We start from the raw sequence: 24,830 nt of genomic DNA on the forward strand, positions 1-24,830 counted from the left end.
GATATGATATCTCATGTTGCTTTTTATTTATTTGAAAATAAAAAGCACTAAATATTACATAATACTTTAGAAATACTGAAAAATATTTTCAATTGTGCTAAAATTAGAATACTAAACTTATTTGAGAGGATTGGATATGAATTACAACCATCAAGAAATAGAAAAAAAATGGCAAAAATATTGGGCAGAAAATGATACATTTAAGACAGGAGAAGATCCTTCTAAACCTAAATTCTATGCTTTAGATATGTTTCCTTATCCTTCAGGTGCAGGACTTCACGTAGGTCATCCAGAAGGATATACAGCTACAGATATTTTAAGTCGCTTTAAACGTGCCCAAGGTTATAATGTGCTTCACCCTATGGGATGGGATGCGTTTGGTTTACCAGCTGAGCAATATGCTATTGATACTGGTAATGATCCAGCAATCTTTACACAAGAAAACATCAATACTTTTAAAGATCAAATTAACTCTCTTGGATTTTCGTATGACTGGGATCGTGAAGTTAATACAACGGATCCAAACTATTATAAATGGACTCAATGGATTTTTACTAAGCTCTATGAACATGGTCTAGCTTATGAAGCAGAAGTACCAGTAAACTGGGTTGAAGAACTTGGAACTGCAATTGCTAATGAAGAAGTACTCCCTGATGGTACAAGTGAGCGTGGCGGTTATCCAGTAGTTCGTAAACCAATGCGCCAATGGATGCTTAAGATTACAGCTTATGCTGAACGTCTACTTGATGATTTAGATGAACTTGATTGGCCAGAATCAATTAAAGAAATGCAACGAAATTGGATTGGAAAATCCATTGGTGCAGATGTGAACTTTAAAGTGGCAGATAGTGATGAAGAATTCACAGTCTTTACAACACGTCCGGATACTCTATTTGGAGCAACTTATACTGTTCTTGCTCCAGAGCATCCACTAGTTGATAAAATTGTAACTCCTGATCAAGCCGATGCAGTTGCAGAATATAAGCGTCAAGCTTCACTTAAATCAGATTTAGCCCGTACTGACCTTGCTAAAGAAAAGACAGGAGTCTTTACAGGTGCTTATGCTATCAATCCAATAAATGGTAAGGAAATTCCAATTTGGGTAGCTGACTATGTTCTTGCAAGCTATGGAACTGGTGCTATTATGGCTGTTCCTGCTCATGATACTCGTGACTGGGAATTTGCAAAACAATTTGACCTTGAAATTATTCCAGTACTTGAAGGTGGGAATGTTGAAGAAGAAGCCTACACTGAAGATGGAGCACACATCAACTCTGAATTTCTTAATGGTTTAGATAAATCTGATGCCATAGAAAAAGTTAATAGTTGGTTGGAAGAAAATGGTGTAGGTAGTAAAAAAGTTACTTATCGCCTTCGCGACTGGCTATTCAGTCGTCAACGTTATTGGGGTGAACCAATTCCAATCATTCATTGGGAAGATGGAGAAACAACTGCTATTCCAGTAGATCAACTCCCACTTGTTTTACCAAAAACTGATGACATAAAACCTTCTGGTACAGGAGAAAGTCCACTTGCTAACATTACAGAATGGGTTAATGTAGTTGACGAAAATGGACGCAAAGGACGTCGTGAAACTAACACAATGCCACAGTGGGCAGGATCAAGTTGGTACTATCTACGTTATATTGATCCACATAATGATAAAGCACTTGCTGATTTGGATAAGCTAAAAACGTGGCTTCCAGTAGATATCTATGTGGGTGGAGCAGAGCATGCTGTTCTTCATCTCCTTTATGCACGTTTCTGGCATAAATTCCTTTATGATATTGGTGTTGTGCCAACAAAAGAACCGTTCCAAAAACTTTATAATCAAGGAATGATTCTTGGGACAAGTTATCGTGATTCACGTGGTGCACTTGTGGCAACTGACAAGGTTGAGAAACGTGATGATAAGTTTTTCAATATTGAAACAGGTGAAGAACTTGAACAAGGCCCTGCCAAGATGTCTAAATCACTAAAAAATGTAATAAATCCTGATGATGTAGTTAATGAATATGGTGCAGATACACTAAGGCTTTATGAAATGTTTATGGGTCCTCTTGATGCAAGTATTGCTTGGTCAGAGGATGGACTTGATGGAGCACGTAAATTCTTAGATCGTGTATGGCGTCTTTATACAAATGAAGATGGTACCCTAAGTGATAAAATTGTGAGTACAAATGATGGTAAACTTGATAAAGTTTATAATGAAACTGTTAAATTAGTGACAGACCATCTTCAATCAATGAAGTTTAATACTGCTATTAGTCAACTGATGATCTTCGTTAATGCGGCAAATAAAGCAGATAATTTTTATATTGAATATGCCAAAGGGTTTGTTCAACTACTTGCGCCAATTGCGCCACATCTATCTGAAGAACTTTGGCAAAAGCTTGGTGAAGAGGATGGAATTTCGTATGTTATATGGCCTACATATGATGAAAGTAAGATAATTGAAAATGAAGTTGAAATTGTTCTTCAAGTTAACGGTAAAGTGAAAGCAAAAGCTGTTGTACCTAAGGATATGACTCGTGAACAACTGGAAGAATTTGCTCTTTCAAATGATGAAATCAAAGGAAATATTGAAGGAAAAACAGTAAGAAAAGTTATTGCAGTACCTGGTAAACTTGTAAATGTAGTAGCTAATTAATGATAAAGAGATCATGAATTTTCATGGTCTTTTATTATGAAAAAAATTAGACATAAGAAAAACCTAATAAATATTTATCAGGTTTTTGAAAATTATTTTCTTTTTCCAGTAAAGTAGTCTGCACGGTCTGTGAAAATTCCATCGACACCCCAATTAAAGAGTTCATTAGCACGATCAGCTTCATTAACAGTCCAAACATTAATCTTGTAGCCTCGTTTTTGTATCTCATCAATCATTTCACGAGTTAGTCGATCATTTTCGAGATGGACAGTTGTTGCACCACATGCATCAGCAATTAATTGCCAATCTGGATATAAGGTATGTTGTTCAAAGAGAATTGCATACTCATATTCCGGAGCTATATTATGCATTTTAGCTAAAAGAATTGAATTAAAACTTGAAATTAAAATCTTAACACTCGGGTCGATTTGGGAAAGTTTTTCTTTTAATTGTATGACAAGATCATTTGCAAGGTCATTTCCATGAGGGCCAGTGATTCCTTTTAACTCTAAATTTAAATTCAATTTAGTCTTATTAACAAACTCAACCAAATCGTCAATTGTAGGAAGTTTTTGACCTTCAAACTCAGGAGAAAACCAACTACCAGTATCAGTGTCCTTCATAAGATCGTAGTCAGTTCGGGAAACTTCACCCGCTGAACTTGTAGTTCTTTCCAAGAAATCATCATGGATAATAACTAGTTTTCCATCTCTTGTTGAAGTAACGTCAGTTTCAAACCATTCAATATTATAGTCTTGCATTAAATTAAAGCCGGCAAGTGTATTTTCAGGAGCTAAAAGTGGTAAGCCACGGTGGGCAAAAATAGTTTTATTGGCGCGCATACATACCTCGATTTTTTGATTTATTTAATGTATATTATAAACTTTCAAAGGTGGAAATAAAAGTAAATAAGGATAAATCTATAAATATTTTTTACAAGGAAGTGGGGACTGAAAACTTGACAAAGAATATTTACAAATGTAAACTATGAATATAATAACATATGAGGAGGTTTTCATGATTAAGGCAATTAGTGATGCAGAATGGGATGTTATGCGAATTGTTTGGACTGATGGAAATGTAACGGTCGATGACATTGCAAATAAAATTGATCCTAAGCATGGTTGGCAACTAGCAACAATAAAGACCTTGCTTGGTAGACTTGTAAAGAAAGATATGTTGAGTACAGAACGTGATGGTAGAAAATACGTTTATTCAGCTAAAATGTCTGAATGTGAAGCAGCGCGTGAAATGGCGGATGAGTTTGCTGACAAAATTTGTACAAAACAAAGAGCGTCTGCTATTGCGGAACTTATTAGGAGAAGCGACTTTACGCAAGAAGATATTCAAATGCTTAAAGATGTTTTAGACCACAAGACGGTTGAAACAAAAGTTGAATGTAACTGTGTTCATGACTAAAAAAACAATTGGTAAAATCTACCAATTGTTTTTTTGTTAAATTGCATCATCTTTTACGAGTTCGGTCTTGTTCCTGAAATACATGAATCCTACTGTAGCAATAGTGATTATCCATGATAAAATTGAGATACAAATTCCCATTTTTTCGGCTGCAGACTTAATATATTGAACCTTGATTTGTGGTTGCCCTTTTGTGTTAACTACGACATATCCATCATCATCTTTTTGTAACACCAGTTTAGTCCCATTATTGTCAGTTGCCTCAAAGCCTTTGTACCAAGTCATAGGTAATCTTACTGTATGATCTCCATTTGGTAAATTATTTACCATGAAAGTATAATCTTGATTATATAACATGATTTGTGATTTCTCACCATCAATATATGTGACTTTTTCATCTAAACCACTTGTACTTGCAGATATGATTCCTTGTTCAAAAACATTGGTACTTGGTCTAACGTTTTTCGTATCATTAACAGTATACGTCATCTGTTTCTCAGAAATATAATCATTTCCACCAAAGTTTGACCTTTTGGCCATTTCTTTTATATTTTTGTCAGAAAATTCATTGGGTAATTGACTTCGAACTTTTCTGAACTCCTTTGTTCCTTCAACTATAGTTAGATTGTCTGCTTTATAATTTAATACAGTCAGAAAACTACCTATAGTAAAAAGTAATAAGAATAGTGTCCTAAATTGAGGAATATTTCGAAATTCAAATTGGAATAGAAATTCAATTACAAAAATTAGTATAAAAATCTCTGTAAATAGCATAAACCTATCTGGAAATTGAATTACTGATAGAGGGGTATTTTGAAACCAAATCCAAGGGAATAAATTACTTACTAAGATAATAAATCCTAATGATAGGAAGAAGTATTTTTTTAGTTTAGTATTTGATTTTACTTGTTCACTGGTGAATAGTAATATTCCAAATATAATATATGCTATGCACAATACAATACCGAAATTAAATCCAAAGCTTGGGTTAGAAAGTTCATTGTCGAGACTAATGTTAAGTATTCTATAAATTGAAGCAGCTAAAGACTGCATATTTCTTTTATCTGCACCTAAAATATCTACATTAGTCATTTGAATTGCAAATGGAATTAGGAAGCTACAAGTCAATAGAAATGTAGAAATTGCAAAAAGAACACTTGAAATTAAACGTTCTTTTGTAAATTTTTTCCAGTAAATACTTAATGCAAAAAGAACAATTCCGAAAATAACAAGTGTAAATGAAGTAACAAGATGATTAAGTAGAACTAAACTAAGACCAATACTAGCAAGCCACCATTTCTTATTATCCCCTAAAAGTAGTTCGTATATACCTAGTAATGCTAGTGGGAAGAAAGCATAGGCAAATGAGGAAGGGGAGGCGCCACGATTTAAAAAATTACCAAAGTTATAAAGCGAGAATGCCCAAAGTATTGCAAACACAAAAGACTTTAAGGTGTTTTTGGTAAAGATCTTTGCAGAGTAATAGGCGATTATTTGTGTCACGAATAATAAAATAATATGTCCAAAATATAGACCAGTTACAATTTTTCCTGTTAGATTAATAAACAATGCATAAATAAAGGAGAAAGAATTCGGATAAAAAAAATGAATTCCATTTCCATTCTGTCTAAAAGTATATGCTGAGACATCTGGGAAAAAATGGCCAACCTTCATGCCTTGGGCAATCTCATACATTCTTGGAATATGAGCCCCATCATCAGATTGTGGAAAATAAGAATTAGTTAATAAGAGTGGAAGAATAAATAAGATTGATAAAAAGAGGAAAATTCCATTTCTAATCCAAAAATTATCATAAATAATTGGGGTGCTTTTTTTATTTTTTCTTCTAGTTTTAAATTGTAAAGTAGTATTCATAAAAGCTCCTTGTTGATTACAAATTGTTAAAAAGAAAGTGGTTAAATAAACCAACTTCCTTTTTTATTATCTTTTTCGGTTATAGAGTCTGGATTGTATTCATTTTTAATGAGATTTTTTCTTTTTGATATAGTTGTAGATTTTTTTTGTAAATTCTTTTCATCTTTTTTTACTAAAAATGTATGGCCATTATATACTGTAAATAATGCGATTCCTGAAATTAAGCAAAACCATCCAAGCTTGTATCCTCGAGGAGCAAATTTCATATTTATAGTATGTTTTCCTTCTTCTGTCTTAATTTTCATAAATCCTGTTTGTGCTTGTTTAATATCTACTTTTTTGCCGTCAAGTTTGGCTGACCAACCTTTGTCATAAGGAATGGTAATAAATACATCACCAGCTACTTTACTATCATACGTAATTGTAGCACCGTTTTTTTCAGACTTCACTTGAGTAGGATTTTCGTTTATTTTATCAATTGCTTTTTTATAATTTTCAACATTTAGAGCTAAAAGTTGAGTTTTATCGAAGCTAATGTTGTCATTATTTACAACTTTTAGTTTAAATTCAACATCTGTCGGAACTTCATAGTAGCCTAAATTGAAATAGCTTCCAGTATCATTTGCATTGAATGTATAGCTTTTATTGTTGCAAGATATGGTAATATCTTTTGACATATCCCCATCAATTGAAATATTTGGAACACGAATATAGAGCTGAGATTTTGCTGGAGCACTGATTCCGTAAGTAAATGATAATTCTTCTTTACCTTCTTGCTTGCGTAATGTTACACGATTATCGTTAGATGACACATTTCCGCTAATAGTTTCATTGTTTTTATAAATTTGATTGAAATACTCAAGTTCTTCGCCTGATAGTCTATTCAAAAAGTTTGTTTGATTTTCAGTTAGATTCTTATCATCAAAGTTAATATCTTCATATCCCTTTTTAACAATAATAGCTGGATTTGTTACAATAGTGTTTTCTTTTAGATTTTCAAGATCTGTATTTTTAAACCCATATTTAGCTGGCTGAGCATTATTAGTAATATTGTATTTGATAGCAAATAAACCATCACCGATTAAAGTATTATTTGGATATCGTAAATTTAAATTTGTACCGTCAGAACGAAAACCTAGTTTGCTTAAGGTACTACTTGATTTACGATTTCTAACACTTGAAAATTGAGCAAGTGAGTTGAAATCAAATTTCATACCATCATTAGCTGTGTCAGGTTCTAAGTTATCCATACGATAAAAATCATCAGAACGTACTTTGTCAGCAATTGGAAGTAATTTCTTAGTAGCGTTATCATAGTTTTCACGTGATGCATAGACCCATTCATTTTTTAGTCCGTGTATTTGATAATAAGTGTTAATACCTATTTCAGCAACTACAAAAAGTGATGCTACTAAAAGAAGATAACTATTAGGTACTAGTTTCTTTTTACGCGCAACTAATAAAAGTACATAAGCAAGTAGGAAGAAGATACTTAATAATACGTTGATTGTTTTGACATATGGATATCGACCGCTGGAAATTACAAACATATATCCTAGGAAAACAATTATACCTGAATCAATTATCCAACGAATATCTATTTCTTTAATTCGCTTTAAAGTTTCTAAAGCTAAGATAATGATTAACAATGAGAAAACAAAACTATAGCGATGGAGAAACATATTAGGAGCGTGCATTCCTTGCCAAAACAAATCAAGTTTTTGGAAATAGAAACTTGCTATTATAAATATTCCAACAGCACCATAAGAAATTTTAGTCCGTAACCTTACTGATTTAGTAAAGAAGAATAAAATTGCAAGAGTTAGTGGAAAGATACCAACATATATAATTGGAACTGATCCATATTTTGTAGTATCAAAAGAACCTACAAAGTTTTTCGAGAATAAATCAAAAAACCAACTTTTTTCGGTAAATAATTTTGAAACTTTCGTAAGTTCCTCACCATTTGTTTTTAGATCAAGATAAGCGGGAATTATTGTGAACATAGAAGTTAGACCAGCGAGTGCTGAGGTAACAATAAAGTCACGTGTATTTCTTAATATTTTATTTTTATCCGTATCGAAAGTTATTCGAGCTATAAAATAAAGAAGTAAGAAAATTGCCATCATATAACCAAAATAATAATTTTGTATGAATAAGATGGAAAGAGTGATAAAATATAAAGTTTTTTTGCCGTTATCCATAAGGGTATGCAAGCCCCAGAGAATTAATGGAAATAGAATGAATGCATCAAGCCATGTGATAAGTTCACTCTGTGCAGTTTGGAAACTCATCAAAGCATATGATGTTGACATTGCGAGAATAACCCACTGAGATAGGGATTTGTACATATTTTTGAAACTTATAAAGCCTGTAAGTCCCATACAACCAAATTTTAATATAGTAAAGAGATACATTGCATCAGGCATATTTTTAACACTAAAGAAGTAGGTTAAAGGCATGAAGAATGACCCCATATAGTACGAGGCAAACGCTTTAATATTTAGTCCTAATCCACTTGTAAATGTGTATAAAAAACCCTTTCCGTTATGCATTAAATTTCTGTATAGGACATGTGCGTTGACGTACTGGTGATAAGCATCACTAGCAAGTGTCGTTTTTTCACCGCCCCAAGATACTCCAAAGATAGCATATATTATGATCATAATAATCGCTGGAATGAAGAAACTAGCAGGCAATGAATACTTGTTTTCTTTAATAAAATTTTTAACTTTTTTCATGACTTTATTATAGCAGAATTTGTTAATCAATACTCAAAATTATTGATAGAATAAATAAAAAAATATAACTAGTTGACAATACAAACTAGTGTGGTATTATCTAGTTAGCAACTAGTTGGTAATACAAAGTAGTGGATGAAAAATTTGTAATTAAAAATGCTTAGGGAGAAAATCTAATGGAAAGAAAATATGTAGATAAGGTTATTGCTGAGAATGCAGACCTTCAAAAGAAACTTAACAAAGATAATTCAAAGTATTATGATAAGCTGTTGCTTTATGTAAGATTGACAAGTTTGACAAAAAATGAAGAAAAGATAGAAGAAATATTATTGGGAATTTTACAAGATATTCTGGAAGCTCAAAATGACGGAATAGATGCAGAGGCCTTCTTTGGTAAAAATCCCAAGGAAATTGCGGATGAAATTCTCGAGAATGTACCTAATGCAGGATTAGCCTGGTTGAAATTTTGGGTATTTGCATTTGGAGTGTATGTATTTGTAGGGCTATTTATGAGTCTAGTATCAGTGGATGGAAAAATTGACCTAGGTAATATTATAATTTCTGGTGTAGCAAGTATATTGCTAATTTATGTTGGTTTTTATGTATTTGGTAAGAGCGTTTATTATTACAAATCAAAATTTGCAGATATTATTGTTTGGTTAATTGCTACATTAATTTTTACTTCATTCATACTATTGACAGCTTTTATAAAAACTCCTTTCGTGGTTTCAACAGGTGGAATGTTAGGAATTGTTTTGATAATTATTATGTATGGAATGTCTATCTACTTTTATATTAAAGCAAGTAACAAAGAGGTGTGGAAACCGTTTGTTCCTATGATAACTGGAGTAGCAATTTTAGGAGTAGCGATGAGACTACCAATTTTCTCTAATTTTTTCAATACAAAAACAGGAATAGTAACTGTTGGTGTTGTAGTAGGAATCTTATGGGTTGTACAAATAATTTTAAATTTACTTTTTGTAAAAAAAGAAGAAAAAATGATAAATAATAAACTACATTAGAAGGGGGCTGGACAGTCATCAAACAAACACAAATTTTAAAAGGAGTTCTTCAGGCAGCAGTTCTTTCGGTCATCAAAAAGAAAAAAGTTTATGGCTATGAACTAGTAACGAGTTTACAAGAAGAAGGTCTGGAAGTTGTTGGGGGGACAGTATATCCTTTACTTCAAAGACTTGAAAATCAAGGAATGATAGTTGGTGAAATGGTATCAAGCCCTGATGGACCAGATAGAAAGTACTTCTCTATTACCGATATTGGGCTAGATTATCTAGAAGACTTTTCAAGAGAATGGGCAAACATTCAAGAAATTATGGATAGGATGTTAGGAGAATGATATGGATAAGAATTTACAAGACCTAAAAAGAAAAATTGAAGAGTTAGAAATGGGATTAAGCTATGAAAATTTATTATATTTTAATGCGATAAAAGGCTATCTTCAACTACTATCAACAAAGGATGAATTATCAACTGCTGAGATTTTATATAGCATAGGAAGTGATATTAAAGAAGCTCAAAATAACGGTCAAACGGCTGAAGAGTATTTTGGTAGTCAACCAGAAGAATATGCTAAAGAAATTGCAAGGGAACTACCCAATAAAAAAAGATTTAATATGATACTTGGATTTGCTCCGATTTTTGCCTATCTTATTGGTGTTTTACTAACCTCAAAAGAAATTAATCTATTGGATTTCTTTGGATTCGCCTTGTTACTGCTCTGTATTTTTCTGCTATATAAGTTTATTTTTAAAAAAGCAATATTTCTGAAGAAAGGGAAACTAATATTTTTAGCTATTATTTTATGGATAGTATTATCATTAGTATTGCTTTTTATCTATATATGGTTTACAAAACTAACACCAGATATTTGGGTAATAAAGAATCCAAAGAGTATTTCAATCTATCTAATAATCACAATATTCATTGTTTATCTAGTTTGGGGATGGTTCAAAGATAATAAAAGAAAGAGGAAATGACCGTGGATAGAGAAGAATTTAAAGAAAAGTTAACTGGGAATAATAAGAAATTTTTCAATGAGATTGAAGAATATTTGATGTCTAATGACGGTCTTGATAGATTTGCAATCAATGATTTTTTATCAAGCTTACAAATGGATATACTCGATGCACAACAAAATGGGAAATCTGCTAAAGAATTCTTTGGAGCAGATGCTTTAACTTATGTAAAGGATATTGAATCAACATTACCAAAATCAAGTAAGAGCGAAAAAATAAACAATATTTTAATTTCATTAGGAGTATGTTTGTTTTTCTTAGTTTTATACCTATTTTTACATTTATTTATAATTGGTGAAAATAATGTTGGTCTACTCCAAATTGCATTGTTGATAATTTTACTTTATATATGGTGGTTCTGTGATAGAAAACTTACAAGAACAACAACTTTTAAATCAAAAAGGGCAAAAAATATTGCCGAGAAAGTATCTGAAGCTATTTTGATTATCCCTATGTTTTTTGGTAACTATCTTCCAAAAGGATATGTCATTAATTTAACTATTTACGGAAAACTTGGTCTTATTTTAGGTTGTATTGTAATGTTAATTTTGATTTTTAAAGCTTTAAATTACTTCGATAATAAAGAAAGAAGGGAGAAAGGTAGACCGCTTCTTGATAATGGAAAAAAAGAAAAGCCTTGATTTACAAGACTTTTAAAACTTTAAAATATTCAGTTACAACTAAATCATCTTCTGAGAACTTGGTCCCCATCTCACGCGCTATATTTTCAAAAAATGCTTGGTGAACTGAACGCCAATAACCTAAAGATAAATCACCTTCGCCTTCAGCTTGGGCGATTTTTTCATCTACTTCCTTGTATGGCTGAATAATTACATAAGTATTTATAGCTATAACAATAGGATTTCCAGCACCATCAGTAATCAAGTTAACATCTTTATTAGTTGGAAGTTCTTCATTTTCATATAGGTAAGCTGGATGGTAGCTAGAAGTTGCCCATTTTTTACCTTCGACAACAAGTTTTACGAGCTCATCAGGTAGTCCATACAGAGCGTGGATATTCCTTATATTCAGGATAAAGAGTATCAAAGTCATCCCAAATATCTTTAATTAACTTTTCCATATTATTTTCCATGATAGTTTATATCTCCTACTTATCAGAGCCGAAAATCTCTTCCATCAAACGTTCACCAGTAGGAGTCTTAGCAAGTCCACCTTCTGCGGTTTCACGAAAGGCTGAAGGCATAGCAGTCCCAACTTGGTACATTGCTTGGATAACTTCATCTGTCGGAATTTTAGACTCAATTCCAGCTAGTGCCATATCGGCTGCGACAAAAGCAAAACTTGCACCCATAGCGTTTCTTTTAACACATGGAACTTCGACAAGCCCAGCAACTGGGTCACAAATTAATCCCAGTAAATTTTTAATGACAAAAGCAACTGCTTGGGAAGCTTGAAAGGCAGTTCCACCTGCAGCTTGAACAAGAGCAGCAGCAGCCATTGCGCTTGCTGAACCAACTTCAGCCTGACAACCACCTTCTGCACCACTAATTGATGCATTATTGGCAATTACAAGACCAAAGGCTCCTGCGGTAAAAAGAAAATCTATTTGTTGCTCATGACTTAAATCAAGTTTATTACTAGCAGATTCAAGGACAGCAGGAACACAACCAGCAGAACCGGCGGTAGGAGTTGCACAAACAAGCCCCATCTTAGCATTAAGTTCATTAACAGCCATAGCGTTTCTGACTGCACTTAAAATAGTAGAATCTGATAATCCCTTACCTGATTTTATATAGTCGTCCATTTTTAGGGCATCTCCACCAGTAAGTCCAGTGGCTGATTTTGTAGCAGTTAATCCGTCAACGACAGAATTCATCATAACCTCAAGGTTATATTGCATCATTGATATTATTTCTTCTCTTGTTCGACCAGTTACCTCTATCTCAGTGGCAATCATTAGCTCAGAAATATTGCCATTGTGATTTGTATTAGCTTGGTCAACAAGCTCTTTTATTGAATAAAACATTATCTCTCCTAGTTGAAAAAGTTGACATTTAGTATATGTGGTAGGTTTCTAATGGCTTCCACAACATCTCCAATATCCTGTGAATCAAGTTCAATAATTACGATTGCCTTTTCTCCTGCGCTCTCACGAGTTAGGTTCATCTGTGCAATATTAATTTTCTTTTTCGAAAGAAGATCAGTGATATTTGCTACAACTCCTGGGACATCTTCATTTACAATGATTAGTGTAGGAGTATTCATGCTTAGGGCAATGTCAAATCCATTTAGCTCTGTAACTTGGATGTTTCCCCCACCAATAGAAATTCCAGTAATTGACGTAGTTGAATTATCATTATGAATTACAATTTTCGCAGTATTAGGATGACTTGTTTTACCTTCGCGGTCGATTACCCAAGAGACTTCCATACCTTGCTCGTGAGCAATTTTTAAAGATTCGGGAATGCGTTTGTCATCGGTATCCATTCCCAAAAGACCAGCCACAAGTGCAATATCAGTACCGTGCCCTTTGTAGGTCTTGGCAAAACTTTGGTAAAGATGAATTTCAACCTCTTTTGGAGTAGTTCCAATGATTGATCTTACGATTCGGCCGATTCTTACAGCACCAGCGGTATGAGAAGAGCTCGGTCCAACCATGACGGGGCCAATGATATCAAATACACTTTTAAATTTTACGTTTTTCATTACTTAAAATAACTCCAATAATTCTTTCGGATTTTCAATGATAAAGTCCGCACCGGCAGTCTTAAGCTCCTCATAGTCACCAAAACCATAAAGCACACCGACAGTTTTGACATCATTTTCTTGACCACCCACGATATCATAATTTCTATCGCCAATCATGACACTGTCTTCTTTACTTGCACCAGATTTATCCATAGCCTCAGCAAGAACTAAGGTTTTAGTAAATTTACCCTTACCACTTCCAGTGATTCCATCCACGAAGTCATTCATTTTAAAAGCCTCGAATGTCTTAATGGCTACAGGTTCATTTTTACTGGTTGCAACATAAACTTTTTTCCCAGCTTGGCGAAGCATTTTCATTGTTTCCAAGATTTGAGGATAAATCTCTGCTTCGAACATCCCTTGCTTACCATAGTATTCACGGTATGTTTTGATAGCAAGTTCTGCAAATTCAGAATCTCCTAGTTTACTAAAAGTTGCTTCTAAGCTTGGACCGATGAAAGAGGTCAAGGTAGCATCATCAGGTGTTTCCATTCCTAACTTATCAAATGTATATCTAAAGGCATTTTTTATTCCAGGTTCACTGTTTATAATTGTTCCATCTAAATCAAAAAAATAGTTTTTCATGTGAGTATATCTCCTTTAATTAACTATAGAGTTAGTTTACATTCTTTTAACTTAATTGTAAACGTATTGGAAGGCGTATGCTCTACTTTTGTAAACTATCTTATTTTACTAAATTCGCTTTTTTGTTATAATATGTAAGCTTGCACCTTCAAATGCAAAGCGAATATATTAATGGTAAGGGGACCTTTAATCTCACTTACGAGAAAGATGGTGTAAAATGGACAATTCAAAAACTCGTGTTGTTGTCGGTATGAGTGGAGGAGTTGATTCGTCTGTTACAGCTTTGATGCTTAAGGAACAAGGCTATGACGTAATCGGAATCTTCATGAAAAACTGGGATGATACGGATGAATTTGGTGTATGTACAGCAACGGAAGACTATAAGGATGTGGCAGCAGTGGCTGACCAAATCGGTATTCCCTACTATACTGTAAACTTTGAAAAAGAATATTGGGACCGTGTCTTTGAATATTTCTTAGCAGAGTACAGAGCTGGTAGAACACCAAATCCAGATGTTATGTGTAATAAGGAAATTAAGTTCAAAGCCTTCCTTGATTATGCAATGGAACTTGGAGCAGATTATGTGGCAACAGGTCACTATGCCCAAGTAAGTCGTGATGAAGATGGAACTGTACGTATGTTGCGTGGTGCTGATAACAATAAGGACCAAACATACTTTCTAAGCCAACTGTCACAAGAACAACTTGCAAAGACAATGTTCCCTTTAGGTCACTTGGAAAAACCTGAAGTAAGAAGAATTGCTGAAGAAGCGGGACTTGCGACTGCTAAGAAAAAAGACTCTACAGGTATCTGTTTTATCGGTGAAAAGAATTTTAAAGAATTCTTGGGTAATTATCTACCGGCACAAAAGGGTAGAATGGTAACTCTTGATGGACGCGATATGGGTGAACATACAGGCCTTATGTACTATACAATTGGTCAACGTGGCGGTCTTGGTATTGGTGGACAACATGGTGGAGATAATGAACCTTGGTTTGTAGTTGGTAAAGATTTAGCAACAAATACATTATATGTAGGTCAAGGATTCCACAATGAACATCTTTACTCAACAAGTTTAGATGCTAGTCAACTAAGCTTTACAAAAGAAATGCCTGAGAAGTTTGAACTTGAATGTACTGCTAAGTTCCGCTACCGTCAACCTGATACAAAGATTAAGGTTAAAGTTGATGGAGATAAGGCAGTTGTTGAATTTGATGAACCGGTACGTGCAATTACTCCAGGTCAAGCAGTTGTTTTCTATGATGGGGAAGAATGCCTTGGGGGTGGTTTGATTGACCATGCTTATAAAGATGGTAAAGTTATGCAGTATCAATAAACTTGACCAGTTATTAAATTTGATATAAAATATCTATAAATAAAACAGTAGTCAAAGTACTGGATTATGTATGCTTTTTTGGTGCGTACGTGGTCCCTTGCTTTGGCTTTTAAATTGTAAAAATGGAGATGAAATGACTTATAAATTTCAAGAAGAATTTGATGTAATTGTAGTTGGGGCAGGTCATGCTGGCTGTGAGGCAGCTTTAGCTTCCGCTAGAATGGGTTCAAAAACTCTTTTACTAACAATAAATTTAAATATGCTAGCTTTCATGCCTTGTAATCCGTCAATTGGTGGATCAGCAAAAGGTGTGGTAGTTCGTGAAATTGATGCACTTGGTGGGGAAATGGGTCGAAATATTGACAAGACTTACATCCAAATGAAGATGCTCAATACCGGTAAAGGTCCAGCTGTTCGTGCTCTTCGTGCCCAAGCAGATAAAGATCTTTATTCTGAAGAAATGAAACATACAATAGAAAAACAAGATAATCTTACCCTTCGCCAAGCCATGGTTGATGAAATTTTAGTGGAGGATGATAAGGTTATTGGAGTTAAGACTGCAACAGGCACATATTATTCTGCCAAGGCAGTTGTCATCACGACAGGTACTGCTCTGCGTGGAGAAATCATAATCGGAGAGCTAAAATACTCTTCTGGTCCGAATAATTCTCTTGCCTCGGTGACTTTAGCAGATAATTTGCGTGATTTAGGTTTTGAAATTGGACGTTTTAAGACAGGTACACCACCACGTGTTAAGGCTTCGTCAATTGACTATGATAAGACTGAGATTCAACCGGGTGATGAAACTCCTAACCACTTCAGCTACTTATCTAAAGATGCGGACTATCTTAAGGATCAAATCCCATGTTGGTTGACTTATACAAGTGAAAATAGTCATAAAATTATTCAAGATAATCTTTATCGCGCACCAATGTTTTCAGGTATTGTAAAGGGTGTAGGCCCACGTTATTGTCCTTCAATTGAGGACAAAATTGTGCGTTTTTCTGACAAGCCACGCCACCAACTATTCTTGGAACCAGAAGGGCGTAATACAGAAGAAGTATATGTACAAGGTCTGTCAACAAGTCTACCTGAGGATGTTCAGTTTGATCTACTTCGCTCAATCCCTGGGCTTGAAAATGTGGAGATGATGCGTTCAGGTTATGCGATTGAGTATGATGTTGTCTTACCTCATCAACTTCGTCCAACCCTTGAAACTAAGCTTGTGTCAGGACTCTTTACTGCTGGACAAACTAATGGCACTTCGGGCTATGAAGAAGCAGGGGGACAAGGAATTGTTGCAGGTATCAATGCAGCTCTTAAAGTACAAGATAAGCCAGAACTGATTCTGAAACGTAGTGATGCCTATATTGGTGTTATGATTGATGACTTGGTAACAAAAGGGACTTTGGAACCCTATCGTTTGTTAACTAGTCGTGCTGAATATCGCTTAATCCTTCGTCATGATAATGCTGACGTAAGATTAACTCCAATCGGTCGTGAAATTGGGCTTGTTGATGATGAAAGATGGGATACTTATGAAATTAAACAGTATAAGTTCCAAAATGAAATGAAGCGTCTTGAAACACTTAAGCTAAAACCTGTGGCTGAAACAAATGCTAAGATTCAGGAATATGGTTATAAACCACTTAAGGATGCCATGACTGTTGCTGAATTTTTAAGAAGACCTGAAATTAAGTACAATGATCTACTTAATTTTATTGAAGAAGCACCAGAAGAACTTGACGATAAGATAATTGAGCAATTAGAAATTGAAATCAAATATGAAGGTTATATCAAGAAGGCTATGGATCAAGTTGAAAAGATGCATCGTCTAGAGGCTAAAAAAATTCCTGCTAACATTGATTGGGATGCAATTGATTCAATAGCTACAGAAGCACGTCAGAAATTCAAGAAAATTAATCCAGAAACTATTGGTCAAGCTAGCCGTATCAGTGGTGTAAATCCAGCTGATATTAGTATTCTTATGGTATATCTTGAAGGAAGAAATAGAAGATAATAGTTACGTTTAGAAGAGACTTCGGTTTCTTCTTTTTGTCTGCAAGTCATATCCTTATCAAAGCTTTAACCGACTTTATTTTATAAGGAAAATATGGTAAAATAGCACGGACAGGAGTGTAAATATGAAACGTTTTTACAGACTATCGTCAATGACGATTTCTATACTTATGGGTATTCTCTTTCTCATTGAGTGTATAGTGGTTCGTGAATCAGAATCTCGTATAAATTCGATGATAATTCTTTTCTTTTTGAATCTAGCAGTTTTATTTATTATTCTTTATCAAAAGAAAAGCTATGAAGACCATACAGTTGATTTCATTAGAAATGCTAATGAGCAGGCAGAAAATTCCTTAAGTTCAACTTTGGAAAAAATGCCGATAGGAGTTATCAGATATAAGCCAGAAACATATGAAATTGAGTGGTTTAATCCATATGTTGATTTGATTTTTGGTGAAACTGATAAAAACATAACTAGTGATCAAGTTAAAAAAATAGTTGAACAAGTAGAAAGTGGTACAAATAGATACGTTACCTTAGAAAGCAAGCAATATACAATTAGACAAGATAAAGATAAACACCTTCTCTATCTTCTGGATGCTAGTGGAGAATTTGATGCTAAACATTTGATGGCAAATGGTCGAGCAGTTATTGGTGCTCTATCAGTTGATAATTATGATGAAGCAACAGATTTGATATCTGAGAGTGAACGTACGGCAATTAATAGTATAATAACTAATTCTATTGATAGTTTTTCTTCTAAGTACAAAGTTTTTACTCGTCGTGTTTCAAGTGATAGATACTATTTTTTCACTGACTATCAGACACTTGAGAAGCTTATGCAAGATAAATTTTCTTTCACAGAAGAATTTAAGAAAAAAGCTGAAGAAAGAAATGTATCTTTGACTTATAGTATTGGTGTAGGGTATGGAATTGATGATTTTCAATCAATTGGTAAAACAGCACTTAATAATCTAGAGTTAGCTCTAGTTCGTGGTGGAGACCAGGTAGTTGTTAAAGAAAATATAGATTCAGCTCAGATTCTTTATTTTGGTGGAAATTCTGCCAGCCGTTCGCAACGTTCAAGAACGAGAGCGCGTGCTATTGCCACTGCCCTTAATACAATCATTTCAGAGAGCGAAAATGTCTTCGTAGTAGGACATAAATTTCCTGATATGGATGCCTTGGGTGCAAGTGTTGCTATGAGACTTTTTGCTAATTTAGCTGGTAAAGAAGCATATGTAGTATATGACAAAAAACAGCTTTTACCTGATGTTCAAAGAGCAATTGCTAAACTTGATGAAGCTGATGATGGTAAAAAATATATAATTACAACTAACCGTGCTAAGGCAATAAGACGTGACAATTCCCTTTTAATCATGGTTGATCATTCAAAGACTAAAATAACTCTTAATGAAGAATTTTATAAGGCTTTTGATAAGGTTGTAGTCATAGACCATCATAGACGTGATGAGGATTTTCCAAATCATGCTATGCTGAGTTATATTGAAAGTGGGGCAAGTAGTGCAAGTGAGCTTGCTACTGAACTTCTTCAATATCAAACAAGTAACTCTAAGAAAATGAACTCAGTAGAAGCAAGTGTAACCCTTGCAGGAATTTCTGTTGATACTAAGAGCTTTAGTAAGGGAGCAACTAGTCGAACATTTGAAGCTGCAAGTTTCTTACGTGGTCAAGGTGCTGACAGTAATCTGGTGAAAAATATGCTTGCTACAGATTTCAATGACTATAAGGCAGTGAATGAAATTATTCTCAATGCAGAATTTATTGAAAACAATGTTGTAATTGCTTGTGGTGATCCTGATAAAAAATATGATAGCGTGAAAACGGCTATCGCAGCTGAAACTCTTGCTGATATGGCAAACATAAAAATGGCTTTTGGTATTGCCTATCACAAAAATGGCTACGTAGCTATTTCAGCTCGTAGTCGTGGTGATAATAATGTTCAAAAAGTTATGACAGCATTTGGTGGTGGAGGTCATTTCAACAATGCCGCAGCCCAAGTTTACGAAAAATCAATCGAAGAGGTTAAGGAAGAACTCATTGCTGTGCTTAATGATGAAAAGCCCATAGAAGAAACACAGGAAAATGTAGAATAGATCCTAAAAGTGTATCTTTAAAAGTGATGATATCCATAGTTCTTAAGCAGATGAAAATATATCACTCTAGTGATAAGTTTTAAATTATAAAGAGGAGATAGACATGAAAGTAATATTTTTAACAGACGTAAAAGGTAAAGGAAAAAAAGGTGAAGTAAAAGAAGTGCCAACTGGTTATGCACAAAACTTCCTGATCAAAAAGAATCTTGCTAAAGAAGCTACTAATGCAGCAGTTAGCGAACTTAATGGGCAAAAGAAAGCCCAAGCTAAATTAGATGCAGAAGTTCTTGCTGAGGCCAAATCTTTAAAAGAAGTTCTTGAAAAAGAAGATACAGTAGTTGAATTGAAAGAAAAAGTTGGCCAAGATGGACGCCTATTTGGAGCAATTAATTCTAAAAAAATCGCAGATGCATTGAATGCTCAGTATGATGTTAAATTAGATAAACATAAAATTCAACTTGATAGTCCAATTAAATCATTAGGTGTAACCAAAGTACCTGTAAAATTACATAGAGATGTAACTGCAGTAGTTAGAGTACATGTCGGAGAAGCTTAATGGCTGAAATTGATGTAATAAAAGCCCCACCACAAGACATTGAGGCTGAACAGGCCGTCTTGGGGGCAATTTTTCTGGATGCCGATAGGCTGATAGAAGTTAGGGAATTTATTGATACCCCAGATTTCTATAAATCTGCCCATCGAATAATTTTCTCTACAATGATTAAATTATCTGATGATAAAGAACCAATTGATGTTTTAACTGTCAGAAGTGCTCTTGAAAGTCAAGGTGATCTTGAAAGCATCGGAGGAATTTCTTACATCGCTGAGCTTGCAAGTATTGTTCCAACTAGTGCTAATGCGGCCTACTATGCAAAAATCGTAGGAGAAAAATCGCTTTTACGAAATTTGATTAATAATTTAACAGCAAGTGTTGAAAAAGCATACGCTCAAGATGATAGTGCTGATAACATTTTAAGTGAAGCTGAAAAAGGACTAGTAGATGTAGCTGAAAAGAAAAACCGTTCAGGATTTAAAAAAATATCTGATGTTTTGGATGCGAACTTTGAAGAAATTGATAGATTAAGTCAGCAAAGTGAACGTATAACTGGTATTGCAACGGGTTATACAGCCTTAGATGATTTAACTACAGGATTACATGAAGAAGAGTTAATAATTTTAGCAGCAAGACCTGCGGTTGGTAAAACAGCCTTTGCCCTAAATATTGCTCAAAATATTGGTACAAAATTGGATAAATCAGTAGCTATTTTTTCACTGGAAATGGGTGCCGAAAGTTTAGTTAACCGTATGATTGCGGCTGAGGGACGAATTGAATCCTATAATTTACGTACAGGTAATTTAAGCAAAGAAGAATGGGACAGTCTAACAATGGCTGTGGGAGTTCTATCTAATGCTGGAATATATATCGATGATACACCGGGTATAAAAATTACTGAAATTCGTGCTCGTTCGAGAAAATTAGCGCAAGAAACAGGAAATCTTGGTTTAATCCTTATTGATTACCTTCAACTTATTTCAGGTACTGGAAGAGAAAACAGACAACAAGAAGTTTCTGAAATCTCAAGACAGCTTAAGATTTTGGCAAAAGAGTTAAAAGTTCCAGTTATTGCCCTTAGTCAGCTTTCACGTGGAGTTGAACAAAGACAAGATAAACGTCCTGTGCTTTCAGATATCCGTGAATCTGGATCAATTGAGCAGGATGCAGATATCGTAGCTTTTCTATATCGTGATGATTATTATGCACGTGAGGGTGAAGATGGAGAAGAACTTGAAGAAGATAATACTGTTGAAGTTATCATTGAAAAAAACCGTAGTGGTGCGCGTGGAACAGTTAAACTAGCTTTTATTAAAGAATTTAATAAATTTGTAAATCTTTCATTTATGGAAGAACAATAGACAAGAAAGTAGGAATATATGTCACAAGCATTTGAAGATGTAGAAAAAATGAAGAAAATCAAGGAAGACGTCAGAAATCATGAGGGTCAAGTAGTAGGGATTACTAGCCAATATGGACGTAAGAGAGAAAATAGACGTGAAGGTACTTTAAGTGAAGTCTATGATTCTTTATTTATCATTGTCTACGATCAAGATAGAAAACCTAAAGAAAGAGCAAGTTATAGCTACTCTGATATTCTTACTGAAAACATTTTAATTCATTATGCTGATCAACCAGATCCAATTGAAGAGGTTGATGAGATTGATGTAGTAGAAATAGTTGACGAAGAAGAATAAATTTGATAAACTAGTAAAGTTGAAATAGTGCAGCAAGTAGTCAAGGAACTCGTCAACAATACATTTGGTTAATAAAGTAACCAAAGCTGTAAAGGTGAAAATGTATTGCACGAACCTGGGATTACTAAAACATTGTTTCTTCTAATAATTAATAGTCAATATGACTAAATAAAAATTTGGAGGATGACATACATGTCACGTTATACAGGACCATCTTGGAAACTTTCTCGCCGTTTAGGTGTATCTCTTTCAGGAACTGGTAAAGAAATCGCACGTCGTAACTATGTACCTGGTCAACATGGACCAAACAACCGTAGCAAACTTTCAGAGTACGGTTTACAATTAGCTGAAAAACAAAAACTACGTTTTTCTTACGGATTAACTGAACGTCAATTCCGTAACCTATTCGTACAAGCAAGCAAAGTTAAAGAAGGAACTCTTGGTTTTAACTTCATGGTTCTTCTTGAACAACGTCTTGATAATGTTGTATACCGTCTAGGTCTTGCAACTACACGTCCACAAGCACGTCAATTCGTAAACCATGGTCATATCCTTGTTAACGGTAAACGTGTTGATATCCCATCATACCGCGTACAACCAGGTGATGTTATCAGCGTTCGTGAAAAATCTCAAAAAGTACCTGCAATCCTTGAAGCTGTTGAAGCTACTCTTGGACGTCCAGCATTCGTATCATTCGATGCTGACAAATTAACTGGAACTTTAGAACGTTTACCAGAACGTGATGAAATCAACCCAGAAATCAACGAAGCACTTGTCGTAGAATTCTACAACAAACAACTTTAAGATTTACATAATAAATATGAAAAGTCATTCTTGGAATGGCTTTTTTTGTATCAATTCTATCTTGATATTAGAAAAAGGAAGTCATTTTATGGCTTCCTTTTTGTTAAATTATAATTGTTGATCTGAGAGTTAAAATGTTTAAGTCCAAAGGTCATTCTGATGCTAAGGCTTCAATCATATTCATTTTGCTTGCACGGCTTGATGGAGCAATACTTGCTACAAGTGCGATGACTATACCGACTACGATTGCAAATATAACTGCTCCAGAAGTTATTTGGACTAAATTAAATTTAGCTAAACTATAAAGAGCTTTGTTTAATAAGGTTTGTCCTGCTAATGCACCGGCAATTGCAATGATTGCTGCAAATATACCAAGCATTAAGCTTTCCCCTGTGAATAAACGACGGATATCTTTTTTACGACTACCCATAGCTCTTAGAATACCGATTTCTTTAGTACGCTCAGTTACACTCATATAGGTAGTTACAACAATCATAAATATTGAAACGATTAATGAGATACCAGCAATTGCTGCAAGAACATATTTGATAATATCAAGGTAACTGTTTATAGTTTTAAGAATATCTCCAGAACCAGCAGTAACGAATGCTTTTTTACCATTATTTTTGATATTTTGGATATCTTTTAATGCTTGATCAACATTTTTTGAATCATCAATTTCAGCAATGACAATACCAGTTTTAGTTTGTGCTCCATTATCTTTAAGTGTTTGTTTCAACTCACTTTGATCCATGAAAATTGTACCTGATTGAGTCATTACATCTGCAATACCTGAAACTGTATATTCTTTTTCAATATTTATTGCTTTCTTGGCATCACTCGACATTATAGTGTATGACAATTTAACTTTTTTACCAACTATAGATTTAAAGTTATCATTGTCATATTTGAGTGCTGTTTGTTTGCTTATAAGAATCTCACCAGCTTTAGGTACTTTACCAGCTTTTATGGCACTTACTTGTTGATTTGAACCCCAAGAAGTTATTGATTGGAAGTTTTCGCTATAGTTACCCACAGTCATTTTACCAGGTGCTACAGGATTGATATTATAAGATTCAGTAACTGATTTTACATGATCAACTTTTTTAATCTTATCGATCAATTGATCATCAAATAAGCTATTTTCGTCTCCAGAATATAAAGACTGTTGACTTTCTTGCATGGCAAGTTCATTAGGTGTCTTATCATCTTTAGTGACACGACGCATGACCATTGGATAATTGGGATTTAGTTGGTCGCTCACCTGCTTGTTGGCAAATTGACTAACACCATTACCGAGACCTAAGAACACCATTACCGAAAATAGACCAATCCCTGTACCGAGCGCGATTAAGAGATTTTGTTTCCAATTGTAAAGGAAATGTTTCCAAGCCATTCCAAGTGAGCTTGAAAAACTCATAGCCTTGTTTTTAAATGCTGGCTTAGCTTGAACGGCAGTATATGGGTCTCTTAATTTCTCGTCACTAGTAATTTGTCCATCAGCAAGTCTAATAATTCGAGTACCATAGTCAGCAACCTCTTGCGAGTGAGTTACAACGATTACAGTCTTACCACTTTTAGCAATATCACTCAAAATTTTAAGGACTTCTTTTGTGTTTTGACTATCAAGTGCTCCAGTCGGTTCATCTGCGATAATGATTTCAGGATCATTTGCTAATGCTCTGGCAATTGCAACACGTTGTTTTTGTCCTCCAGAGAGTTGATTTGGGTTCTTCTTTCGGTGTTCAAAAAGTCCAACTTGTTTCAATAATTCTTCAGCTTTTTTAACCTGTTGACTGTGATTCAAGTCAGTCATTTTAAGACTCAAAAGTACGTTATCTAGAACTGATAAGTAATTTACGAGATTAAAACTTTGGAAGATAAAACCAACTGTACTTCGGCGGTAATCATCCATAGCTTTTTCTGTTTTTGAACGTTGGTCTTCATTGTTTACTATGACTTCACCTTCAAACTCTTTATCAAGTCCACCAATGATGTTCATCAAGGTAGATTTACCACCACCAGATTCACCTAGGATACTTGCAAATTCACCACGCTCAAAAGAAAGATTTAACCCCTTTAAGACGGGAAACTCTTCTTTGCCAAGATAGTATGATTTGCGAATGTTTTTTAATTCTAATATTGGCATATCTTCTCCTTTATAAAATTTACATAATTCATTAATTAATACCTTGTTAATTATATACTTTTTGATAAAAATCACCTAAGACCTAAGCCCTATTTTGTAAAAATAGTAAGAAAAATAATAAAAAATAAAGTTATTTTTTCGTA

General features: G+C 34.2%; 21 protein-coding genes. 13 read left to right on the forward strand and 8 right to left on the reverse strand.

Annotated elements, in window-relative coordinates; translation table 11 throughout:
- Positions 1–136 precede the first annotated feature (136 nt).
- Positions 137–2,650, forward strand: coding sequence for a leucine--tRNA ligase (gene leuS / locus BG261_RS09140; RefSeq protein ID WP_070793016.1), 2,514 nt, complete (start codon positions 137–139; stop codon positions 2,648–2,650).
- Between the two features lie 92 nt (positions 2,651–2,742).
- On the opposite strand, the gene BG261_RS09145 is transcribed toward leuS, so the two are convergent.
- Positions 2,743–3,492 (reverse strand): glycerophosphodiester phosphodiesterase family protein, encoded by a 750-nt coding sequence (locus BG261_RS09145; protein WP_070793017.1) that lies wholly within the window; start codon positions 3,490–3,492, stop codon positions 2,743–2,745.
- A 175-nt stretch (positions 3,493–3,667) separates the two neighbouring features.
- Here BG261_RS09145 and BG261_RS09150 point away from each other — a divergent pair, with 175 nt between their 5' ends.
- Positions 3,668–4,069 (forward strand): CopY/TcrY family copper transport repressor, encoded by a 402-nt coding sequence (locus tag BG261_RS09150; RefSeq protein ID WP_158006641.1) that lies wholly within the window; start codon positions 3,668–3,670, stop codon positions 4,067–4,069.
- 36 nt (positions 4,070–4,105) lie between these two features.
- Here the strand turns inward: BG261_RS09150 and BG261_RS09155 are convergent, their stop codons facing one another.
- Positions 4,106–5,944, reverse strand: a complete 1,839-nt coding sequence (locus BG261_RS09155; protein ID WP_070793018.1) for a 6-pyruvoyl-tetrahydropterin synthase-related protein — start codon at positions 5,942–5,944, stop codon at positions 4,106–4,108.
- A 41-nt stretch (positions 5,945–5,985) separates the two neighbouring features.
- On the reverse strand, positions 5,986–8,685 hold the full coding sequence (locus tag BG261_RS09160) for a YfhO family protein (RefSeq protein WP_070793019.1): 2,700 nt from the start codon (positions 8,683–8,685) through the stop codon (positions 5,986–5,988).
- 176 nt (positions 8,686–8,861) lie between these two features.
- Between BG261_RS09160 and BG261_RS09165 the strand changes: the two genes are divergently transcribed.
- Genes BG261_RS09165 through BG261_RS09180 form a run of 4 tightly spaced genes read left to right on the forward strand, consistent with a single transcriptional unit; the run spans position 8,862 to position 11,359 of the window.
- Complete coding sequence (locus BG261_RS09165; protein WP_070793020.1) at positions 8,862–9,707, forward strand: DUF1129 domain-containing protein; 846 nt, start codon at positions 8,862–8,864, stop codon at positions 9,705–9,707.
- Positions 9,708–9,724: 17 nt separating this feature from the next.
- Positions 9,725–10,039, forward strand: a complete 315-nt coding sequence (locus BG261_RS09170; protein WP_070793021.1) for a PadR family transcriptional regulator — start codon at positions 9,725–9,727, stop codon at positions 10,037–10,039.
- A gap of 1 nt (position 10,040) precedes the next feature.
- Positions 10,041–10,679, forward strand: a complete 639-nt coding sequence (locus BG261_RS09175) for a DUF1129 domain-containing protein (protein WP_070793022.1) — start codon at positions 10,041–10,043, stop codon at positions 10,677–10,679.
- A 2-nt stretch (positions 10,680–10,681) separates the two neighbouring features.
- Positions 10,682–11,359, forward strand: coding sequence for a DUF1129 family protein (locus BG261_RS09180; RefSeq protein ID WP_070793023.1), 678 nt, complete (start codon positions 10,682–10,684; stop codon positions 11,357–11,359).
- Position 11,360: 1 nt separating this feature from the next.
- Here the strand turns inward: BG261_RS09180 and BG261_RS09185 are convergent, their stop codons facing one another.
- The 4 genes from BG261_RS09185 to BG261_RS09200 are packed head-to-tail and all read right to left on the reverse strand — an operon-like array spanning position 11,361 to position 14,012.
- The gene (locus BG261_RS09185) at positions 11,361–11,771 is read right to left on the reverse strand and encodes an ASCH domain-containing protein (protein WP_070793024.1); all 411 of its coding nucleotides are present in this window, start codon (positions 11,769–11,771) and stop codon (positions 11,361–11,363) included.
- Between the two features lie 55 nt (positions 11,772–11,826).
- Positions 11,827–12,705, reverse strand: coding sequence for an L-serine ammonia-lyase, iron-sulfur-dependent, subunit alpha (gene sdaAA / locus BG261_RS09190; protein WP_070793025.1), 879 nt, complete (start codon positions 12,703–12,705; stop codon positions 11,827–11,829).
- An 8-nt stretch (positions 12,706–12,713) separates the two neighbouring features.
- Positions 12,714–13,385, reverse strand: coding sequence for an L-serine ammonia-lyase, iron-sulfur-dependent subunit beta (sdaAB, locus tag BG261_RS09195; RefSeq protein WP_070793026.1), 672 nt, complete (start codon positions 13,383–13,385; stop codon positions 12,714–12,716).
- Positions 13,386–13,388: 3 nt separating this feature from the next.
- Positions 13,389–14,012 (reverse strand): HAD hydrolase-like protein, encoded by a 624-nt coding sequence (locus tag BG261_RS09200; RefSeq protein WP_070793027.1) that lies wholly within the window; start codon positions 14,010–14,012, stop codon positions 13,389–13,391.
- 217 nt (positions 14,013–14,229) lie between these two features.
- Here BG261_RS09200 and mnmA point away from each other — a divergent pair, with 217 nt between their 5' ends.
- The 7 genes from mnmA (at position 14,230) to rpsD (ending at position 22,538) form a co-directional block, all read left to right on the forward strand.
- Positions 14,230–15,348, forward strand: a complete 1,119-nt coding sequence (gene mnmA / locus BG261_RS09205; RefSeq protein ID WP_070793028.1) for a tRNA 2-thiouridine(34) synthase MnmA — start codon at positions 14,230–14,232, stop codon at positions 15,346–15,348.
- A gap of 133 nt (positions 15,349–15,481) precedes the next feature.
- Positions 15,482–17,368, forward strand: a complete 1,887-nt coding sequence (mnmG, locus tag BG261_RS09210; RefSeq protein WP_070793029.1) for a tRNA uridine-5-carboxymethylaminomethyl(34) synthesis enzyme MnmG — start codon at positions 15,482–15,484, stop codon at positions 17,366–17,368.
- A 124-nt stretch (positions 17,369–17,492) separates the two neighbouring features.
- The gene (locus tag BG261_RS09215) at positions 17,493–19,484 is read left to right on the forward strand and encodes a GGDEF domain-containing protein (protein ID WP_070793030.1); all 1,992 of its coding nucleotides are present in this window, start codon (positions 17,493–17,495) and stop codon (positions 19,482–19,484) included.
- A gap of 103 nt (positions 19,485–19,587) precedes the next feature.
- Positions 19,588–20,040: a 50S ribosomal protein L9 gene (rplI, locus tag BG261_RS09220; RefSeq protein ID WP_070793031.1), complete on the forward strand. Its 453-nt coding sequence runs from the start codon at positions 19,588–19,590 to the stop codon at positions 20,038–20,040.
- Positions 20,040–21,398, forward strand: coding sequence for a replicative DNA helicase (gene dnaB / locus BG261_RS09225; RefSeq protein ID WP_070793032.1), 1,359 nt, complete (start codon positions 20,040–20,042; stop codon positions 21,396–21,398). The genes rplI and dnaB overlap by 1 nt, the downstream gene beginning before the upstream one ends.
- Before the next feature lie 18 nt (positions 21,399–21,416).
- The gene (locus BG261_RS09230; protein WP_070793033.1) at positions 21,417–21,734 is read left to right on the forward strand and encodes a Veg family protein; all 318 of its coding nucleotides are present in this window, start codon (positions 21,417–21,419) and stop codon (positions 21,732–21,734) included.
- Positions 21,735–21,926: 192 nt separating this feature from the next.
- Positions 21,927–22,538 carry a 30S ribosomal protein S4 gene (rpsD, locus tag BG261_RS09235; protein WP_070793034.1) on the forward strand — a complete coding sequence of 204 codons (612 nt, stop codon included), beginning with the start codon at positions 21,927–21,929 and terminating at the stop codon, positions 22,536–22,538.
- Between the two features lie 151 nt (positions 22,539–22,689).
- Here the strand turns inward: rpsD and BG261_RS09240 are convergent, their stop codons facing one another.
- Positions 22,690–24,687 (reverse strand): ABC transporter ATP-binding protein/permease, encoded by a 1,998-nt coding sequence (locus BG261_RS09240; RefSeq protein WP_070793035.1) that lies wholly within the window; start codon positions 24,685–24,687, stop codon positions 22,690–22,692.
- Between the last annotated feature and the right edge of the window lie 143 nt (positions 24,688–24,830).

Source organism: Floricoccus tropicus, assembly GCF_001832905.1.
Classification (GTDB): domain Bacteria; phylum Bacillota; class Bacilli; order Lactobacillales; family Streptococcaceae; genus Floricoccus; species Floricoccus tropicus.

Coding starts and splice junctions, on each gene's coding strand:
- BG261_RS09165 (WP_070793020.1), top strand. CDS start 8,862: ATGGAAAGAAAATATGTAGATAAGGTTATTGCTGAGAATGCAGACCTT.
- sdaAA (WP_070793025.1), bottom strand. CDS start 12,705: ATGTTTTATTCAATAAAAGAGCTTGTTGACCAAGCTAATACAAATCAC.
- mnmA (WP_070793028.1), top strand. CDS start 14,230: ATGGACAATTCAAAAACTCGTGTTGTTGTCGGTATGAGTGGAGGAGTT.
- BG261_RS09240 (WP_070793035.1), bottom strand. CDS start 24,687: ATGCCAATATTAGAATTAAAAAACATTCGCAAATCATACTATCTTGGC.
- BG261_RS09175 (WP_070793022.1), top strand. CDS start 10,041: ATGGATAAGAATTTACAAGACCTAAAAAGAAAAATTGAAGAGTTAGAA.
- BG261_RS09230 (WP_070793033.1), top strand. CDS start 21,417: ATGTCACAAGCATTTGAAGATGTAGAAAAAATGAAGAAAATCAAGGAA.
- leuS (WP_070793016.1), top strand. CDS start 137: ATGAATTACAACCATCAAGAAATAGAAAAAAAATGGCAAAAATATTGG.
- BG261_RS09185 (WP_070793024.1), bottom strand. CDS start 11,771: ATGACTTTGATACTCTTTATCCTGAATATAAGGAATATCCACGCTCTG.
- BG261_RS09155 (WP_070793018.1), bottom strand. CDS start 5,944: ATGAATACTACTTTACAATTTAAAACTAGAAGAAAAAATAAAAAAAGC.
- rpsD (WP_070793034.1), top strand. CDS start 21,927: ATGTCACGTTATACAGGACCATCTTGGAAACTTTCTCGCCGTTTAGGT.
- BG261_RS09200 (WP_070793027.1), bottom strand. CDS start 14,012: ATGAAAAACTATTTTTTTGATTTAGATGGAACAATTATAAACAGTGAA.
- rplI (WP_070793031.1), top strand. CDS start 19,588: ATGAAAGTAATATTTTTAACAGACGTAAAAGGTAAAGGAAAAAAAGGT.
- BG261_RS09145 (WP_070793017.1), bottom strand. CDS start 3,492: ATGCGCGCCAATAAAACTATTTTTGCCCACCGTGGCTTACCACTTTTA.
- dnaB (WP_070793032.1), top strand. CDS start 20,040: ATGGCTGAAATTGATGTAATAAAAGCCCCACCACAAGACATTGAGGCT.
- BG261_RS09150 (WP_158006641.1), top strand. CDS start 3,668: ATGATTAAGGCAATTAGTGATGCAGAATGGGATGTTATGCGAATTGTT.
- BG261_RS09160 (WP_070793019.1), bottom strand. CDS start 8,685: ATGAAAAAAGTTAAAAATTTTATTAAAGAAAACAAGTATTCATTGCCT.
- sdaAB (WP_070793026.1), bottom strand. CDS start 13,385: ATGAAAAACGTAAAATTTAAAAGTGTATTTGATATCATTGGCCCCGTC.
- BG261_RS09215 (WP_070793030.1), top strand. CDS start 17,493: ATGAAACGTTTTTACAGACTATCGTCAATGACGATTTCTATACTTATG.
- mnmG (WP_070793029.1), top strand. CDS start 15,482: ATGACTTATAAATTTCAAGAAGAATTTGATGTAATTGTAGTTGGGGCA.